This window comes from Collinsella sp. OF02-10 (assembly GCF_003463445.1).
Taxonomy (GTDB): Bacteria; Actinomycetota; Coriobacteriia; order Coriobacteriales; family Coriobacteriaceae; genus Collinsella.
Genome location: NZ_QSCW01000004.1, coordinates 103,404 through 120,806, shown reverse-complemented (window position 1 = coordinate 120,806; position 17,403 = coordinate 103,404). Strand labels below are relative to the sequence as shown.

At 61.2% G+C, this 17,403-nt stretch carries 15 protein-coding genes; 8 read left to right on the top strand and 7 right to left on the bottom strand.

All coding sequences use genetic code 11. The annotated features are described in order from the left end of the window. Positions 1-3 precede the first annotated feature (3 nt). The 4 genes from rplQ to DXA43_RS03465 all read left to right on the top strand — a co-directional run bounded on the left by rplQ (position 4) and on the right by DXA43_RS03465 (position 3,160). Positions 4-471, top strand: coding sequence for a 50S ribosomal protein L17 (rplQ, locus tag DXA43_RS03480; RefSeq protein WP_055252240.1), 468 nt, complete (start codon positions 4-6; stop codon positions 469-471). Between the two features lie 92 nt (positions 472-563). Beyond that, on the top strand, positions 564-1,388 hold the full coding sequence (gene truA, locus DXA43_RS03475) for a tRNA pseudouridine(38-40) synthase TruA (RefSeq protein ID WP_117802983.1): 825 nt from the start codon (positions 564-566) through the stop codon (positions 1,386-1,388). A gap of 203 nt (positions 1,389-1,591) precedes the next feature. Further along, complete coding sequence (locus tag DXA43_RS03470; RefSeq protein WP_158564934.1) at positions 1,592-2,590, top strand: glycosyltransferase; 999 nt, start codon at positions 1,592-1,594, stop codon at positions 2,588-2,590. Between the two features lie 132 nt (positions 2,591-2,722). Beyond that, complete coding sequence (locus DXA43_RS03465; protein WP_006235280.1) at positions 2,723-3,160, top strand: arginine repressor; 438 nt, start codon at positions 2,723-2,725, stop codon at positions 3,158-3,160. Between the two features lie 184 nt (positions 3,161-3,344). On the opposite strand, the gene DXA43_RS03460 is transcribed toward DXA43_RS03465, so the two are convergent. Then, positions 3,345-5,543 carry a transglycosylase domain-containing protein gene (locus DXA43_RS03460; RefSeq protein ID WP_117806272.1) on the bottom strand — a complete coding sequence of 733 codons (2,199 nt, stop codon included), beginning with the start codon at positions 5,541-5,543 and terminating at the stop codon, positions 3,345-3,347. Between the two features lie 162 nt (positions 5,544-5,705). On the opposite strand from DXA43_RS03460, the gene DXA43_RS03455 reads away from it, so the two are divergent. From DXA43_RS03455 to DXA43_RS03440, 4 genes are all read left to right on the top strand, one after another. Continuing rightward, complete coding sequence (locus DXA43_RS03455) at positions 5,706-7,682, top strand: U32 family peptidase (RefSeq protein ID WP_158551506.1); 1,977 nt, start codon at positions 5,706-5,708, stop codon at positions 7,680-7,682. 97 nt (positions 7,683-7,779) lie between these two features. Next, a complete protein-coding gene (tyrS, locus tag DXA43_RS03450; RefSeq protein WP_117806271.1) occupies positions 7,780-8,991 on the top strand; it encodes a tyrosine--tRNA ligase in 1,212 nt (403 codons plus the stop codon). A 518-nt stretch (positions 8,992-9,509) separates the two neighbouring features. Beyond that, positions 9,510-11,330: an adenine deaminase gene (locus tag DXA43_RS03445; protein WP_117806270.1), complete on the top strand. Its 1,821-nt coding sequence runs from the start codon at positions 9,510-9,512 to the stop codon at positions 11,328-11,330. A gap of 198 nt (positions 11,331-11,528) precedes the next feature. Beyond that, entirely contained in the window at positions 11,529-12,323 is a 795-nt protein-coding gene (locus DXA43_RS03440) for a Cof-type HAD-IIB family hydrolase (protein WP_117806269.1), read from the top strand. A gap of 119 nt (positions 12,324-12,442) precedes the next feature. Here DXA43_RS03440 and DXA43_RS03435 read toward each other — a convergent pair whose 3' ends face one another. From DXA43_RS03435 to DXA43_RS10170, 6 genes are all read right to left on the bottom strand, one after another. Continuing rightward, positions 12,443-13,285 (bottom strand): Cof-type HAD-IIB family hydrolase, encoded by an 843-nt coding sequence (locus tag DXA43_RS03435; protein WP_117806268.1) that lies wholly within the window; start codon positions 13,283-13,285, stop codon positions 12,443-12,445. Between the two features lie 87 nt (positions 13,286-13,372). Beyond that, positions 13,373-14,791 carry a citrate synthase gene (locus DXA43_RS03430; RefSeq protein ID WP_117806267.1) on the bottom strand — a complete coding sequence of 473 codons (1,419 nt, stop codon included), beginning with the start codon at positions 14,789-14,791 and terminating at the stop codon, positions 13,373-13,375. Positions 14,792-14,868: 77 nt separating this feature from the next. After that, positions 14,869-15,156 (bottom strand): ACT domain-containing protein, encoded by a 288-nt coding sequence (locus DXA43_RS03425; RefSeq protein WP_006235289.1) that lies wholly within the window; start codon positions 15,154-15,156, stop codon positions 14,869-14,871. Positions 15,157-15,552: 396 nt separating this feature from the next. Continuing rightward, a complete protein-coding gene (locus DXA43_RS03420; protein ID WP_255360342.1) occupies positions 15,553-16,260 on the bottom strand; it encodes a site-specific integrase in 708 nt (235 codons plus the stop codon). Positions 16,261-16,278: 18 nt separating this feature from the next. Then, on the bottom strand, positions 16,279-16,530 hold the full coding sequence (locus DXA43_RS03415; protein WP_006235292.1) for a helix-turn-helix transcriptional regulator: 252 nt from the start codon (positions 16,528-16,530) through the stop codon (positions 16,279-16,281). A gap of 9 nt (positions 16,531-16,539) precedes the next feature. Then, positions 16,540-17,052, bottom strand: coding sequence for a hypothetical protein (locus DXA43_RS10170; protein ID WP_147336061.1), 513 nt, complete (start codon positions 17,050-17,052; stop codon positions 16,540-16,542). Between the last annotated feature and the right edge of the window lie 351 nt (positions 17,053-17,403).

Here is a 17,403-nt window from a genome sequence, read left to right as displayed (position 1 = left end):
ACCATGCGTCACAACGTTAAGAAGGGCCTGAAGCTCGGCACCGATGCGAGCCACACCAAGGCCATGAAGAAGAGCCTTGCTAAGGCCCTCTTCGAGAACGACCGCATCAAGACCACCGAGACCCGCGCTAAGGCGCTGCGTTCGGTCGTCGATCCGATCATCACCTGGGCCAAGAAGGGCGACCTGCACTCTCGTCGTCTGGCTATCGCCAAGCTCGGCGATAAGCAGCTCGTTGCCGAGATCTTCGACAAGGCTGCTCAGGGCATGTGGCAGGACCGCAACGGCGGTTACACCCGCATCATGAAGCTCGGTAATCGTAAGGGCGATAACGCTCCCATCGTTATCATGGAGCTCGTCACCGAGCCTTGCACGCCTAAGGCCAAGAAGGCTGCTCCGGCCCCCAAGAAGGCCGCTGCTCCCAAGAAGGTCGAGGCTGTCGAGGAGACTGCTGCCGAGGAGACCGCTGAGTAGACATTCCGTCTGCATAGGCTATATTCGAGGGGTACGTTCGCGTACCCCTCTTTTTTTGTCGCGATACCGTTGCTTGTTTGTTGGGAGCGCCCATGACCGCGCCGTTTGATTTCAATTCGATTTCCGAGCTTGACGCTACACTCGTATTTCGCGTGGCCTATGATGGCTCGTCGTATAGCGGATTTGCCGAGCAGCCGGGACAGACGACGGTTGCGGGTGAGCTACGTCGAGCCATCGAGACGCTGCTTCGCCGTCCGGTCAATCTGACGTGCGCTGGGCGTACCGATGCCGGCGTGCATGCCGTGGCCCAGTACATCAGCGTGCCCGTAACGGACGCTGAGCTCGCTTGTACGCGCCGTAGGTGGCTGCGGGCTATGGATGCCCTGCTGCCCAAAGATATCGCCATTAACGAGGTCTACAAGGCCCGTAAAGGCTTTTCTGCGCGTTTTGACGCGCGTTCCCGTACGTATACATACCGCATTGCTGATCGAGATGCGCGCCCTGTGCTGTCCCGCGGTGCCGTGTGGTGGCATCGCTATCCCTTGGATGTTGAGGCTATGTCTGCTGCCTGCCCCGCACTGCTGGGCGAGCAGGACTTTAAAAGCTTTTGCAAGGTCGCTTCGGCCGTTGGCAAGCCCACGCATCGCTGCGTGATGCGTGCCGAATTTGGCCATGAGGTTGCGTTTGGCGAGGACATCCTGACGTTCACCATCGAGGGCAATGCGTTTCTGCATTCGATGGTCCGTACGATCGTGGGCACGCTTGTCGAGATTGGCATGCATCGCCGTGAACCCGAGTGGATGCGCGAGGTTATCGATGCTTGCGACCGCACCGCTGCGGGCCCCACGGCTCCTGCCTGCGGCCTTACGTTTATGGGCGTGGATTACGATCCCGCCGAGCTTGTCGTGCTCGACTAGGGTAGGGCTCGACGTGTCGTGCGTCGACACCTGTCATCTGTGGGCTGCGCGTGTGCAACATCTGTTCTTGGCGTGCAATGCAACCGGTGTCTCATTGCTTTTATTGCCGGGGTGTACCATGAACCACGGTTTGATTCATTGCTGTCGAGAGGACGGATAATTTGGTTCGACGTGGCTCGCATCCGCGACTTTCGGTGATCCTTGTGGTAGAAGGTTCGCCCAGCTATGCGATGCGTGCGCTCGAGAGTATCCAGAACCAAGACCTCTACGATTTGCAGATTGTCGTTGTCTGTCGCGATACTGCGCCCGGTGTGCGCCACTCGCTTCAAGTTGCTGCCGACAGGGACATCCATATTGATTTGATTGACGTCGAGGACGCGACGCGCGGCGCGTGTCTTCGTGCCGGTTTTGCTGCCTCGCGCGGCTCTCAAATCATCGCCATGAACGCCGATGAGTGGTTTGCTCCGCAATCCCTTTCCAAGATGGTCGATATCGCGTGCGATACTGCGGCAGACATAGTGTTCCCCACGGTGTCGCTCGACCGCTATGATGCACATCGAGAGCGCCATTCGCGCGTCTTGGATGCTACTCATATTTCCATTGATAGCAAATCTTCGATGGTGGCCGGGCTGCCTCAGTTGATTTTAGGCGGCCTAGTCGTTCAGACCTCTGGCGTGATGTATAGTCGTCCGCTGTTTGAGGCATGCCTGTCGCACGGCAAGACGTACCGTACGGTTGAGTTTATGGTGTGCGCGCTCTCGCAGGCGCAGCGCGTCTCCGGATGCGGCGACGCTTGTTTCCACACGGTAGCGCCTAAGCTTACAGACGCCTTTGATCCCACCATGTATGCCAAGGTATCCGATGACACCCGAGCGCTCGACGAGCTTGCGGACTCACTCTCGGAAGCAGATAGCGGTGGTCGGCTCAAGCTGGCAAGCCAAAAGTTCTACTTTGCCGGACTGGTCGCCTGCATCGAGAATTTGTGTCTGAGCCCGCATGGGGTGTCGTCAATCGAGCGTTCCGCCCGCATGCGTGATATGCTCGAGGCGCCTCGAACCCGTCAGATGGTCGCCGCGCTCAAGGACAACCATCGGGGACTCGGTCTGTTGTTTGGGCCGATCGCCAGCGCTAAGCCCGCGCGCTGCGTGATGTGTACGCATCTGGCAGCTTTTCTTAACCGGACGGGCGCAAAACCCGCCTAAACGGCTCATTACGAAACAAACTTGCATAGAATTGTTTCGAAATGCGTTCTTATACACAAAAGCCTTCAAATAGCGCTAAACTATTCAAACACTGATTGATTGTCTCCGCCATCTTTTGGAGTGAGGGTTTGTATGGCTAAAAAACGCAATGGGCGCCAGGATGCCATTAGAGATATTGTGCGCAATAAGGATGTCCGCACGCAGCGCGTGCTGGTCGATGAGCTCCGTGCTATGGGCTTTGATTGCACGCAGGCGACTGTCTCTCGCGATATTGCCGACATGGGGCTGCGTAAGCTCCCTGAGGGCATCTATGTTCTGGCAGAGGACTTGCACCTGCAGCGTATGGTTTCCGAGCTCGTAACGGGCGTTCTGCGTACCGATAATCTGGTTATGATCAAGGCTCAGCCTGGCACGGCTTCCGGCATCGCCGCCGCCGTTGATGCGGCAGAGTTGCCCGATGTGCTTGGCTCGCTTGCCGGCAACGATACGATTTTGGTTATTGCCCAGACGGCCGAGGACGGCGAGCGTCTCGAGGCGCTGATCAATAAGCTGAGCAATTCTCGCAAGTAGGCGTGCGGGTCGTGCGCTCGGCATTGTGTGCGCTGACATAGTGGCTTGTAAGGGGTATCGACGTTGGTCGGTACCCCTTTTTGTTTGCCGGTATAAAGACCGCCCACCAGGTCGCTTCAAACTAAAAGGCCCCGAGCAGTTCAATAAGCTGCTCGGGGCCTTGTTGGCTTTAGTCGCGTACTTCTTAGCCGACCGTATCGTCAGGCGTGGGCGAGGGGTCGGGAGTGGGCGTAGGCGTAGGCGTGCCGCCATCGTCGCCGGTCGAACCACCAGTGGAGCCGCCCGTCGAGCCACCGGTCGTACCGGTGCCGCCGGTGGTGTCGCCGCCCGTGGTCTCGGTGGTCGTGGTCGTCGTGGTAGTCGTTGTGGTAGTTTCCTCTTCCTCTTCGTCCTTGTCCTTGTCCTTGTCGTCGTTCTCCGACTTCTTGGTGTTGTTGGTGCCGTAGAACTTCCAGACGCTGTTGTTCTTGTAGGTGGGCGCCGTTCCGGTCGCAAACTCCTCGCGCTCGGTACCGGTCAGAACGGTGTTCATAAACCGCTTAAAGACAGGCAGGTTGGTGCTGTCGCCCAGCAGGTCCGTGCCGTACTTTTGGATGGGGATCTCGCCCGCGGAATAGCCGGTCCACAGGGCGCACGCCAGCTGCGGGGTATAGCCGCAGAACCACAGGTTGGTGGTGTTGTCGGTGGTGCCCGTCTTGCCGGCATAGGGCTGGTTGACACTCAGGGCGCCGGCAGCACCCGTACCGCTGCCCTTCATGACGCCGGACAGAACATCGGTGACCGCGGCGGCCTCGCCCTCGGTAAGCACCTGTGAGGGATTGTCGGTGTGCTGGTACAGCACCGAACCGGTACGAGAGTCAATCTCGGTGATGGCGATCGGCTGGCGATAGTAGCCGCCGTTGGCAAACGTCGCGTAGGCGGCGGCCATCTCGAGCGGCGAGATCGAGCCGGTGCCGAGGGTCATGACGGGAACGTCCTCGATGTTGTCCTTGGCGGGGTCGATGCCGAGCTTTTTGACGAGCGAGATGATCTTGCTGTTGCCGACGGCTTCCGCCACCTGGATGTAGCCGGTGTTGGAGGAGTATGCCGTTGCCTGCTTAAGCGTGATGTTGCCATAGCTCTGGTTGGCGTAATTTTGGACCTCGGTCGTGGTGCCCTTGGCCTTGAGCGGCGAGTTGCAGTTGAGGGTGACGTTGGGGTTCATGCCGTTTTGGATGGCAGTTGCCAGCGTAAAGGCCTTAAAGGTGGAGCCGACGGGACGCTTGGCCGTGGCATGGTTTACGTGGTTCTCGTCAGCGTTGTAGTCGTAGCCGCCCACCATGCACTTGATGTAGCCGGTCTTGGGGTCGACGACGACCATGCCCATGTCCAGGCCGTCGAGCGAGAGCGTGTCGAGCTGCTCCCGGACGGCATTCTCTGCCACCTGCTGCATCGTGGGGTCGATGGTGGTCTTGACGGTCAGGCCGCCCTTAAAGAGCACGTCGGTCGAGAACTCCTGCTCCAGCAGCTGCTTGACGTAGGAGACAAAGTAGGGCTGCGAGTAAACGTCGACGCCGCTGCCCGAGATTTCGGTCACGTTGAGGGTGATGGGCTCGGCCTGTGCGACATCGTGCTCCTCTTGGGTGATGTGGCCCAGGCGCAGCATGTTGTCGAGAACCTTGTTGCGGCGAGACAGTGCCAGATCGGGATTGACCGTGGGGTCGTACTGCGAGGGCGAGTTGGGAAGGCCGATGAGTAGCGCGGCCTCGCTCAGGGTGAGGTCGGCGGCGCTCTTGGATAGGTAGGTCTCGGCTGCGGCCTCGATGCCGTAGGCGCCGTGGCCGTAATAGATGGTGTTGAGGTACATCATGAGGATCTCGTCTTTGGAGTACATGTCCTCCATCTTGATGGCGATGTAGGCCTCGCGCACCTTACGCTCAATGGTCGAGTCGAATTGCTCCTCCTGCAGGATGGTGTTGCGCACAAGCTGCTGGGTGATCGTCGAGGCGCCTTCGTGTCCGCCGCCGAGGGTTGCCACCGCAGCACGCGCGATACCCCACAGGTCGATACCGCCGTGCTCGTAGAAGCGCTCGTCCTCGACGTCAACGGTGCCCTGCAGCACGTAGGGGGAGACCTCGTCCTTGGTGATGGACTTGCGGTTTTGCGTGTAGAAGCTCGCGATCTTGTTGCCGTTGCAGTCGACGATCTCGGTGGGCTCGCTCACCAGATACGCGTTGGCGTCGGTGTAGTCGGGCAGATCGGACAGCCAGCGGTTGACGTTGCCGACCATGCCGATGCCAAATGCCACGCCCGCAATCAGCAGAAAGCCCAAAAACGAGAGCAGGATTATGGGCAGAGCATGCGTCTTTGAACGGCTGCGTCCCTGTCGTTGGCGAGGACCCATATATTGACCTCCAGGTATGTCGTGCCAGACGGTGGATGTGCCGTCGGGGCAGGATGGACATAAGTTATTACACGATAAACCAAACGGGGCGCGCGAGGCCTCGTGTATGCTGGAAGACGGCATTTTTCAGAGTGAATGCATACCTTGGTAAGGAGTTTGTCGATGGCGATTCGGACGATGGGGCCGAGCGGACAATACGAGACTGGATTGGATGCTGCCGGTGCGGCGCTGCCCGAGCTGCTGGCGCCGGCGGGCGGACTCGACCAGATGCTTGCGGCCATCGCCGCGGGTGCCGATGCCATCTATGCGGGGTTGGGCGGCTTTAACGCCCGTGTGAGCGCCCATGGCTTTACGGATAACGAGTTTGCGCGCGGCTGCGCCGTGGCGCATGCCCATGGCGTGCGTGTGTACGTAACGCTCAACGTGTTCGTGTTTGACGATGAGTTGTCCGACGCGGTGGCGTTGGGAGCTCATGCACTGGAGCTGGGCGCCGATGCTCTGATTGTCGCCGATGCCGGGTTGGCCTGCGCGCTGCGCGCGGCGATTCCCGGGGTCGAGATTCACCTGTCCACGCAAGCGGGCGCTCATAGCGAGGGTGCCGTGCGGCTTGCCGCCGATGAGCTGGGGGTCGAGCGCGTGACGACGGCACGCGAGCTGACGGTCGACGAGATTGCGGCGCTCTGTGCCACGGGCGTGCCCATCGAGGTATTCTGCCACGGTGCGATTTGCATCGGCTATTCGGGGGCGTGCGAGTTCTCGGCCTTGCGGCGTGGGCGCTCGGCGATGCGCGGCGACTGCACGCAGCCGTGCCGTCTGGCGTACGACCTAGTGGACGAGGCGGGGCAGAGTGTTGTTGCCGTCGAGGGAGACCGCCTGCTTTGTCCGCGTGACTATCTGGGTATCGCGCACCTGCCCGAGCTTGTTGCCGCCGGCGTGGCATCGCTCAAGATCGAGGGACGCATGAAGAATCCCGATTACGTATTCAACGTGGTGAGGGTGTGGCGTCGGGCACTCGATATGCTGTGCGACGGCGCGTGGGACTCCGGTGCCGTGGAAGAGCTTGAACGCGAGCTGGGAAGGTCGTTTAACCGTGGGTTTACCGATGCTTACCTGCGGGGTCGTTCGGGTGCCGAGCTCATGAGCTTTGAGCGCGCGATCAACCAGGGCGTGCGCGTGGGCCACTTGGTGGCGGTGGGTCACGAAGAGGTGACGGTTGAGCTTGATGCCGCCGTGGCGGCGGGCGATACGCTCGAAATCCGATTTTACCCGGGTGCCGACGCGCGTCCCGATGTGCCCAAGCGCTGGCCACAGGTGCCTTGCCCCGTGGATGCCGCTGCGGGGGAGCGCATCGTCGTGCATTGCAAACGTAAGGTGGACGCGGGCTGCGAGGTCTATCTGATTCGCAGCGCCGGCGTGTTGGATCAGACGGCGGCGGTGTTGGAGCGCATGCGGGCCGAGGCGGATGCGATTGCGCCCGTTGCGCGTGCCGTTGAGGTGCTGCCCTTTGAGGGCGCTGCGGTGGATGGCGGTGCGTCGACGGAGTTGGCGGGGTCGGCGGGGCCGGCAAAGCGCGAGGATTTTGCTCGTATGGTCTTTGCCTGGGAGCTGATGGATGTGGGTCCGCGCGATGAGCGAGATCTGTCCGATACAACGGTGGTGCTCGACGAAGTGTGCCGCGCGGGCGACGCCGAGCGGACTCGGGCGCTTATGCAGCGTGCCGGGCGCGTCGTCTGCCGCAATCTGGGACAAGTGGCGATGGCCCGCGAGCTGGGCACAACGTTTGACGTGGCGGCGCCGGTGTTCTGTGCCAATCGGGCCACGCTTACCTGGCTGCGCGGACTCGGTGCGGGGCGGGTGTGCTTGTCGGCCGAGTTGCTCGGCAATGATGCGGAGCGTGTTGCCGAACTTGCCGCTTGCCCCGGTGTCTTGGGGCCTGTCGATGCCGACCGTCCCGAGCTCATGGTGTGCGAGCACTGCTTGCTGACTGCCGAGGGCGCCTGCGCCACGGATGCAACGGGGCAGGTCCGTTGCCGTGACTGCTCGCGCCGTCAGCAGGCGCGCTTTTTGGTCGAACGTGACGGCACGCGTTTGCCGGTCGTTATCGACGCGTGCGGCAGGACGAGGATTTTCCTGTCGTAGGTGCCGCGTCGCGCTGTTTTGGTTATTATTAGTGGGTTTATGAACTTCCAGCACCGCCGTATCCGGTGAGGGTGCTATAGCAAAAGGAGGATACCCAATGCTGTCTGTTGACGAGCAAATGCGTATCATCACCTCGGGTGCAGCGCAGATCGTCCCCGAGGCCGACCTTCGCAAGAAGCTTGAGAAGGGCGAGCCCCTCAACATCAAGCTCGGCGTCGATCCCACCAGCCCCGACCTGCACCTGGGCCATGCCGTGCCCCTGCGCAAGATGCGTCAGTTCCAGGACCTGGGCCACAACGTCACCCTTATCATCGGCAACGGCACTGCGCTGATCGGCGACCCCTCGGGCAAGAACTCCACCCGGCCGCAGCTTTCGCAGGAGCAGATCGAGGCCAACGCCGAGACCTACGTGAGCCAGGCCATGAAGATCCTGGACCCCGAGAAGACCACCATCGTGCACAACGGCGACTGGATCCTTTCGATGGACCTGGCCGGCCTGCTGCAGGTGTGCTCCAAGTTCACCGTCGCCCGCATCCTCGAGCGCGACGACTTTACCAAGCGCTACCAGTCCCAGACGCCGATTGCCCTGCACGAGTTCCTGTACCCTGTGATGCAGGCCTTCGACTCCGTGCAGATCAAGGCCGACGTCGAGATGGGCGGCACCGACCAGCTCTTTAACCTGCTCGCCGGCCGCGAGCTCATGGAGAAGATGGGCATGGAACCGCAGATCGCGCTCACCATGCCGCTGCTCGAGGGCACCGACGGCGTCCGTAAGATGTCCAAGTCCTACGGTAACTACATCGGCCTGACCGATGCTCCCAAGGATATGTTCGGCAAGACCATGTCCATCCCCGACGAGATGATCGGCAAGTACTATCGTCTGGCCAGCTCGCTCGCCCCGGCCGAGGTCGACAAGATCGACGCCGCCTTGGCCGATGGTTCTGCCGACCCCTACGAGCTCAAGCGCGCATTGGGCCGCGACCTGTGCGACACCTACCACGGCGCCGGCGCCGGCGACGAGGCACAGGCCGAGTTCGACCGTGTGTTCAAGGAGGGCCAGCTTGCCGACTTCCCCGAGAAGCACGTTGAACTGACCGTCAACGACGAGGGCCAGATTTACCTCGCCGGCCTGCTCAAGGACCTGGGCCTTTCGGCCAGCGCCGGTCAGGCCCGCCGCGACATCGACGGCGGCGGCGTCAAGGTCAACGGCAAGGCTGTGGCTCCCAAGAGCTACAACATCGATCCGAGCGCCCTCAAACTGGGCGACACCCTCTCCGTGGGCAAGCGCAAGGGCTTCAAGCTGGTTTAGTTACGCGGTTTTACCAAACCGCGTAACCGGTTGACGCTGCAAACCCGCCAGAGCGGCAATCTGTCTTTCAACTTCGGCGGCATGACCAGAAGGTCAATGCCGCCTCGTTTCAAGGCACCTTGCTCGCTCTGGCGGGTTTTCGCTGTCGTTGCCAAGACATCGGCGCTTCCGTTGTTGTAAGTGGCAGTTAGGTGCACTCATTGGGGACAGACTTAAATGAGTGCCCACAGAATGAGAGTGGATAATCTTCCGTTTTTGGCCTGCTTGGGGGTTCAAAGTGGGAGATTATCCACTCTCATCATTTTGCGGCACTTGGGGACGTTCCTTTTGTGTCGGCACTTTGGGACACTCCTTGTCATTGGTACAAAGCAACCTGTCCCCATTGCGCCAAGCGGCGTGTGCCGTTAAGCGGAGGGGGTGTATTCCCGACCCATCGTTTGGGCATACAATGGCTATTGTCTTGCTGCGGTGAAGGCCTGTCCGCTCCGCAGCTGTTTTCTACGGTTAAAGGAGAATGTATGTCCGTTGAGGTCATGAGGTCTGTGATCGAGGCCGCCGAGGGCCGCGTGCCCGTCGACACGCTGTTTACCAATGCGCAGATCGTCGACGTGTATGGCCAGCGTGTGGCGCCCGGTAGCGTTGCCGTCAAGGACGGTGTGATCGTCGGCGTGCTCTACGATGGCCGCGACGATGCCGCTGGCACCTACGAGGCAACTGAGGTCGTCGACTGCCAGGGTCGCTATCTCGCTCCCGGTTTTATTGACGGGCATCTGCACATTGAGTCCTCGAACATCCGTCCCGCCGAGTATGCTCGCATGGCCGCGACGCGCGGTACTACCACCGCCATTGCCGACAGCCACGAGATTGCCAATGTTGCCGGTCTCGACGGCCTGCGCTTTATGATCGAGGATGGTCGTCGTGCGCCCATCTCCATCAAGTACATGATGCCTTCGTGCGTGCCCGCACTGCCCGACGAGCAAGCGGGCGCTGTGATTACCGCCGCTGACATGCAGGCGTTTTTTGCCGAGCATCCGGGCGATGTCTTTGGTCTGGGCGAAATGATGAACCTGCCGGGCGTCTTTATGGCCGACCCCGAGACCTGTGCCCGCATCGATGCTGCCAACCAGACGCCGTCCAAGCAGGTTGACGGCCACGCGCCGCTCGTTGCCGGTATGGACCTCAACGCCTATGCCGCAGCGGGCATTATCGCCGACCACGAGTCGACGATTCCCGAGGAGGCGCTCGACAAGCTGTCCCGCGGCATGTATGTGATGCTGCGTGAGGGCACGTGCAGCCACGACCTGGCCAATTTGTCTCCGATGCTGCTGGAGAACCCTGCCCGCGCCCGCCGCTGCTGCTTTGCGACCGACGACCGCGCTCCCTCCGATGCTCTTTCGACCGGCATGATCGACAATGCCTGCCGCGTGGCCATCGAGGCCGGCATCGACCCGGTGGTCGCCATCTCCATGGCGTCCCTTTCCACGGCTGAGGCATTTGGCCTGGACCACGGCTGTCGCGACCCGCATGAGCTCCGTGGCGCGATCGCCCCGGGCAAACGCGCCGACCTGCTGTTGCTCGATGACCTGACGTTTGCCAAGGCTCCGCATCGCGTATATGCCGCCGGTGCTCTGGTGGCGCAGGACGGCACCTTTGTGGGCGAGATCGCACCCGAGATGGCCGAGGTTGCGGCCCTTGCCGATGAGCTGCGCGCCTCCGTTAAGCTGCCGAAGCTTTCGCTCGACGTGTTTGACTATGCCTTTAAGCCGGGCGAGGCCGTGATTGACGTGGTGCCGGGTAAGGCCATCACGGGCATGGCTCGCCCCGAGAGCGCCGAGGGCCTGCGCCGCATTATGCTGATCGAGCGCCACGGCCGCGGCGTGTCACTGCAGGCCGAGGGCGCCGACGGTGATGGTCCTGCGGGCCTGGGTCTCGTTGGCAAGCACATTGGTCGCGGCTGGGTGCGCGGCTTTACCATCACGGGCGGTGCCATCGCCTCGACGATTGGCCACGATTCGCACAACGTGTGCGTGGTGGGCGACAACGCGGCCGACATGATGGCTGCCGTCGAGGCTGTTGGCCAGGGCGGCCACGTGCTGGTACGCGATGGCGAGGTCGTAGCGCGCATCCCGCTGGCGCTCGGTGGCCTGATGAGCGAGGGCACGGCCGAGGATGTCGCCGCGCAGCACGACGACTTTATGGTCAAGGCGCGCGCCATGGGCATCGAGCCGCCGCTCGACCCCATCATGGGCATCATCTTCCTGCCCCTGCCGGTGATCCCGACGCTCCGCATCCGCCCCGAGGGCATGTTCGACGTCACCACCTTCACCTACGCCGACTAGTCATCGGGGACGTTCTTAAACGACTAGCCGTCGGGGTGGCGTGTCGCCTGACGCCGCGACCGTGAGACCTCTGGCATGTGTGAGCTATTTGCCAGGTCCTTGTAACGTTTACGCCCGCGGAGTCTTATTTGAGCTCCCTTTGGGTACGTTGGAATCGGATACACGTTCGATTCCAACAAGCCCGAAGGGAGCTTTTCTATGTTTAAACTGATTGCATCCGATATGGATGGCACGCTGCTTGACGAAAACGGCCAGGTGCCTCCCGAGACCTACGAACTGATTCTGGCGCTACACGAGCATGGCGTGCATTTCGCCGCATCGTCAGGTCGTCGCTACGATCGCCTGTGCGAGTTTTTTGCGCCCGTTCGCGACAAGATGGACTTTGTCGCCGCTAACGGCGCCCAAGTCTACGCCGACGGTAAGATGGTAGACCGTGAGGTGTATTCCCACCTGGCGATTCGAAGGCTCGCCCAAGCCGTCAGGACGTTTCCCAATCTGCATCTTGCGCTCTTTGACCGAACCAAGTCCTTCCTGCTCGATGACGAGTGCAAGTTCGTGCGTGAGGTCGATAAGGACCTTCCCAATGCCGAGCGTATTTGGGAGCTGCCCGATCCCAGCGTAAATATCATCAAAGCGAGTATCTTTTGCGACGACAGTGCGGTTATGGACAGTGCGTACGTGCTACAGCGCGAACTTGGTCAGCTCTTTACTTTTGCGCCTTCGGGCAACGCGTGGATCGATGCCATGCAGCTTGGTGTGTCGAAGGCCTCGGGTATCGCGCAGCTCGCGGAGCATTACGGCATTGGGCGCGACGAGGTCATGGCGTTTGGCGACTCGATGAACGACTACGAGATCATTCGCTTTGTCGGCACGGGCTGCGCGATGGAAAACGCGCGCCCCGCGCTTAAGGCGGTGGCCGATCGCGTGGTGGGTTGCAACCGCGACCACGCCGTCCAGCAGGAGCTCCGTCGCGTGCTGGAGAGTCTCTCCTAATCCGGCAGATGGGGACGTTCCTTTTCTGCCGACAGTGGGGGGACAGTCCTTGCAGCTTTTTGCGAAGAGTGTCCCCAGTGACTAGTCGTTTAAGAACGTCCCCAATGGCTGACCAATGACTAGGCGAGGGCGGCCATGATGGTGTGGGCGACGCCGTCGTGGTCGTTGTCGTATCCGGTGACGGCGTCGGCGGCCTCGCGGTCTTCGGGCTCGGCGTTGATCATGGCCATGCCGTGGCCCGCTGCCTGCAGCATGGGGATGTCGTTGATGTTGTCGCCGAACGCCCAGGCGTCGGCGAGACGCTCGCCCAGGTGCTCGCATAGCCACGTGAGGGCCGTTCCCTTGGTGGCGCCCTCACCCATGACCTCGATATTCATGGCGTAAGAACGCGTGACCTCAATGCCTCCGAGCGTGTCGAGCTCAGCCGCGATGGCGTCGCGATCGGCCGGGTCGTGCCAGTACATGGCGATGCGTTCGAGCGTCTCGACCCCGTCGATCTTGCTGTCGATATCCATGTCGATCGGTGTTCGTGTGCGCTTGAGCGAAGCCGCGATGTGGGGGTCGCCGCCGCAGAATTCGTCCAGGCGCGTGTAGAGCGAGCGGGGGAGGAAGCACTGCCCATCCGCGAAGATATCGAAGGTCACATCGTGGCCGGCGGCGATGCGATGGACGCGATGAGCAATGCCGCGATCGAGCGGACGGCTCAAAATGCGCGTGGCGCGCGAGGCATCGTTGGGCACATCGTCGTCGAGCTGCCAGACGCTGGCGCCATTGGCGCAGACGGCATAGTGCACGGAGGGATGGGCGAGGATGGGCTCAAAGATGCCCGACAGCGGACGTCCCGTGCAGGGCACAAATTCAATTCCGCGTCGAGCGAGTTCGTCGAGCATCGACCAGGTGGCATCGCTCATTTGCTTATCGCTCGTCAGCAGCGTTCCGTCCATATCGGAAAACACAATCATTTGATACAGCCCTTTCTGCTGGCATAAAAAGCGTGGCCGAGGGCGGCGATGCCCTGGCCACGCTCGAGTTCTATAACGGTTCGCGTCCTAGCGGTCGGCGAGCGGCTTGTACGCTAGCGGCTCGATCACCGGACGATAGGCCGGGCGAATAATACGGTGCGCGCAGAAGAGCTCTTCCATGCGGTGCGCCGACCAGCCCGCCATGCGGGCGACGGCGAACAGCGGCGTAAAGAGCGTCTCGGGCACGCCGAGCATCTTGTAGATAAAGCCCGTGTACAGGTCAATATTGGCGCAGATGGGCTTGGTCATGCCATGGTCGCGCATGACTTGGGGCGCCAGGCGCTCGATGCGCTCGATGAGTGCGAACTCTTCGCCCAAGTCCTTCTTGGCTGCCAGTGAGCGCGCGTAACGGCGGCAGACCTCGGCGCGCGGGTCGCTGAGCGTATAGACGGCGTGGCCCATGCCGTAGATGAGGCCGGTGCCGTCGAAGGCCTGCTTGTCGAGGATCTTGCCCAGGTAGGCCGCGACCTCGTCCTCGTCCTCCCAGTTGGAAACATGCGCGCGGATGTCCTCGTGCATAGACACGACCTTGGCATTGGCACCGCCGTGGCGCGGGCCCTTGAGCGAGCCGATAGCCGCGGCGTAGGCGGAATACGGGTCGGTGGCCGAAGACGACAGCACACGGCAAGCGAAGGTGGAGTTGTTGCCGCCGCCGTGCTCGGCATGCAGCATGAGCATCACGTCGAGCAGCATCGCCTCACCGCGGGTGAACGCCATGCCGCCGCGCAGGACCTGCAGAATGGTCTCGGCGGTGGAGAGGCCGGGCGTGGGGTGCGGCACGTGAACCTCGGAGCCGCGAAGCTTGGCAATCGAGGCCATGTGGGCGAAGGCGGCGATGCGCGGGAGACGTGCGAGCATGGAAATGGCGACGTCGATTTCGTGCTCGGGCGTGATCACGTCTGGTTCGGCATCGAAGGCGTAGAGCAGCAGCACGGCGCGCTGGAGCACGTTCATGATGCTCGACGACACCGTGGTCATAGGGAACTCTTTGACGTACTCGTCGCTCAGATGTCTAAAGGCGCCCAGGCGCTCGCAAAAGCCGTCGAGCTCTTCCTTGTTGGGCAGCGAACCCGTGATAAGCAGATAGGCGACTTCCTCGTAGCCGTAGCGATTCTCGGCCTGGGCATTGTTGACCAGATCCTCGATGCTGTAGCCGCGAAGCGTGAGCTTGCCCTGATCGGGTACGACCTTTCCGTCGACCTTGTTGTAGCCGTGCACATCCGAGATGCGAGTGAGGCCCGCGACCACGCCCGAGCCGTCGGCATTGCGCAGGCCGCGCTTGACATTGTGCTCAACAAATAGGCCCTCGTCATAAGGGTCGGTCGGCAGGCCGTGGTAGAGGCTTTCGCTCTCAGGCGAAATCTGGCGGCTTGCTTCGTAATCCAGAACCAGGCGGCTCAAGTGGTCATCGAAGCGGTAATAGATTTTCTTGGCGTCGTAGGCCATGCGCGCTCCTCTCCGGGCCGCATCGGGGTGACTTGCATGGGCATGCGCGCGTCAGGCTATCCCCAGCGGCTTGCTCGCTACAGGCGGTACATAAAGTTGAAGACGTCCTCGCGCTGGATGGACACGTTGACGCCCGAAAGCTCGCCGGCCTCGGCCAGCGCCTTCTGCAGCTCGGCGAAGTCGAGCTTGGACTCGGCGGTATCGGCCAGCATGGTCATGGTGAAGATGTCCTCGATAATGGATTGCGTGATGTCGCGGATGTCGACGTTGGCCTCGCCTAGGACACGGGTGACGCCGGCGACGATGCCGGGGCGGTTCTTGCCAAGGACGGTGATGACGATACGGGAGGACGAGATCTCGGCCATGGGAAACCCTTTCGCGTGATTGCGGCGCGCGCGGGGCGCTCCGCTACGGTACAGTGTTCATCATTGTACCTGTCTGGCGCAAAAAAGGCGCGCTCGCTGCGGCGTTACATGCCTGCAACATGAGCGTAAGGGGGAAGGCCGCACGGGGAAGAGCCGTCTGGCGCGTGTCCGGCTCGTGTTGGGTTGATTTCCGATCTCAGCCGAACACATTGAGCGGACAGACCGTTCCCGCAGTCAGCCGAACGCCTCCGACGGCTGATTCCGAACTGGAAGCGGAGGGCATCCCCGCCCTTCGGTAGGGGATACCGCTCCGCGGCGCATGCCGCGGGCGGCGCCCCTATCGGACCACCGTGACCTCAGTTGGGATGGGCCCAGCACTGCCGCGTACTCGGTGAGCTAGAGCCAACTGTTCGTCTTCACGTCGCGTATAGCGATATTTCGGTCGTCCGGCTCGGTGATGCCGTAGCCGAACGCCTGGAGCGTCTCGATGGACTCCTGGATCCTCTGTTGGAACATGGGACCCGGATCGACCCTCGGCCCGAGGTGCCCGCGCCAAAGGCACGGCGTGGCGCGCAGCATGTTATGGATTTTGGAGATGGGCTCGATGTCGGCGTAGACGTTGAGCGTCGCCATGGCGTCCTTGTGGCCGAGGATCGATTGGAGCGCCTTGATATCGCCGCCTTGGCGGATCCACTGCGTTGCGAACGTGTGGCGAAGGCCGTGGAACGTGATCAGCTCGTCGTTGGTGCCCATGAGGCCGTTGGTCTCCGAGAATGTCTTGAACGCCCTGCGGATATAGCTTGTCGTCGCGAAGGTCGCGCCCGGCTCCGACAGGATGTAGCAGTCCCCGATCTCGACCGCCCCGGTAAGGCCGCGCAAGCGCAGCTTTCCGCAGTCGATCTCGTGGGTCTCCTTCAGGAAGGGGAGTAGGCCGACCGGGTCGATGGGGATACCCCTGGCGTCATGGGTCTTGGTGTCCTTGATGAACGAACCCATTCCCTTCGCGTACGCCACCGAGTGTCTGATCGAGATCAGGCCCGTCTCGAAATCCACATCGCACCACCGAAGGCCGCAGACCTCGCCGATTCGCATCCCCGTGTGCAGGGCGAGTACGACCGCCCTCTAATCCTCGGCGGACCAATCGAGTCCGAACTCCTTTCGGGCATCCTCTTCGCTCATGACTTCGAGAAGGTCTCCGGGTTGGCAACGAAGGGCGAGGCATAGCTGCTCGAGTGTGTTGAAGCGAATGCCGCGAATATGCCCTTTTTTAATACGGGACAGGTTCACGGGCGTGGTTCCAATCCTTTCGGCAAGTTCGTTCGAGGAAATCTTTCGCTCGGCCATGATCTTGTCGAGGCGAACAATTACGGGCATGGCGTTTCCTTACGCAATCTCGTCGGAGTCGAGGTACAGCTCTCGGGCGTACAAGAAGAGCTGGGAAAGCATGAACAGGACGATGCCGAGAACCAGAGAGGTCCAATCGAATGATGAAGCGATCTCTTGGGCGCCGACGGCCCCCTCGCCGCCAAACATCGAAACGGAGGTTTTGAGTGAGCCGGCGTAGAGGCTGGTGGCAGCTTGAACAACGAAGAGAATGCCGAGCACCTTCAAGCATGTCGCAGACCCTTTCTTGAAGGGGTCTGCGCTCTTGATCGTCCACACGAGAACGGCGCTGAGGATGGTCGTAGCGATACCGATGACGGCAGGGACCAATGTCGAGATCGCAAGGGCTGGATACGCGGGGGAGTCTGCAATTACAGGGTTGTCGAGCACTTCGATTGCTGGCTTTAAGGAGAACGCCACTTGTGCGATGGCGGTGGCGCAAAGGGTCGCAGAGGCTATCGCACATGCGATGCGGAAGGAATGAAGCCGGGGAGTGCGATTGTCGGAACTCATAATAACCTCCGAAGTATTTAAAAAACTCAGGTTACTTTTTAACAGTTTATGTTAAATTGACTTTGCCGGCAAGTAATCACAGCATGCTGCAACCGAAACCCCTCTAGATTGGAGAGGATTATGTTCAGTACTGTTAAGTCGTGTAAGCTCTTGGTTTTCCTCGGCCTCGCTCTTTGTCTGTTGCTGCCGGGAGCCCCCGCTTTTGCGGATACCCCGATGCCTCCTTCCCAGGAGAGCAGCCAGTGTGCCCTCGTTGAGCCCCTCGGGTATACGGACGACGTCGTCGATACCTACTGGAGCTACAGCTGTCCTCGCGGCGTAAGCGGGCACAGCATCTCGATGTTCAACATC

What these genes read in the sequence shown, in the direction of transcription:
- rplQ (WP_055252240.1), top strand. Translation starts at nt 4, where the DNA reads ATGCGTCACAACGTTAAGAAGGGCCTGAAGCTCGGCACCGATGCGAGC.
- truA (WP_117802983.1), top strand. Translation starts at nt 564, where the DNA reads ATGACCGCGCCGTTTGATTTCAATTCGATTTCCGAGCTTGACGCTACA.
- DXA43_RS03465 (WP_006235280.1), top strand. Translation starts at nt 2,723, where the DNA reads ATGGCTAAAAAACGCAATGGGCGCCAGGATGCCATTAGAGATATTGTG.
- DXA43_RS03460 (WP_117806272.1), bottom strand. Translation starts at nt 5,543, where the DNA reads ATGGGTCCTCGCCAACGACAGGGACGCAGCCGTTCAAAGACGCATGCT.
- DXA43_RS03455 (WP_158551506.1), top strand. Translation starts at nt 5,706, where the DNA reads ATGGCGATTCGGACGATGGGGCCGAGCGGACAATACGAGACTGGATTG.
- tyrS (WP_117806271.1), top strand. Translation starts at nt 7,780, where the DNA reads ATGCTGTCTGTTGACGAGCAAATGCGTATCATCACCTCGGGTGCAGCG.
- DXA43_RS03445 (WP_117806270.1), top strand. Translation starts at nt 9,510, where the DNA reads ATGTCCGTTGAGGTCATGAGGTCTGTGATCGAGGCCGCCGAGGGCCGC.
- DXA43_RS03440 (WP_117806269.1), top strand. Translation starts at nt 11,529, where the DNA reads ATGTTTAAACTGATTGCATCCGATATGGATGGCACGCTGCTTGACGAA.
- DXA43_RS03435 (WP_117806268.1), bottom strand. Translation starts at nt 13,285, where the DNA reads ATGATTGTGTTTTCCGATATGGACGGAACGCTGCTGACGAGCGATAAG.
- DXA43_RS03430 (WP_117806267.1), bottom strand. Translation starts at nt 14,791, where the DNA reads ATGGCCTACGACGCCAAGAAAATCTATTACCGCTTCGATGACCACTTG.
- DXA43_RS03425 (WP_006235289.1), bottom strand. Translation starts at nt 15,156, where the DNA reads ATGGCCGAGATCTCGTCCTCCCGTATCGTCATCACCGTCCTTGGCAAG.
- DXA43_RS03415 (WP_006235292.1), bottom strand. Translation starts at nt 16,530, where the DNA reads ATGCCCGTAATTGTTCGCCTCGACAAGATCATGGCCGAGCGAAAGATT.
- DXA43_RS10170 (WP_147336061.1), bottom strand. Translation starts at nt 17,052, where the DNA reads ATGAGTTCCGACAATCGCACTCCCCGGCTTCATTCCTTCCGCATCGCA.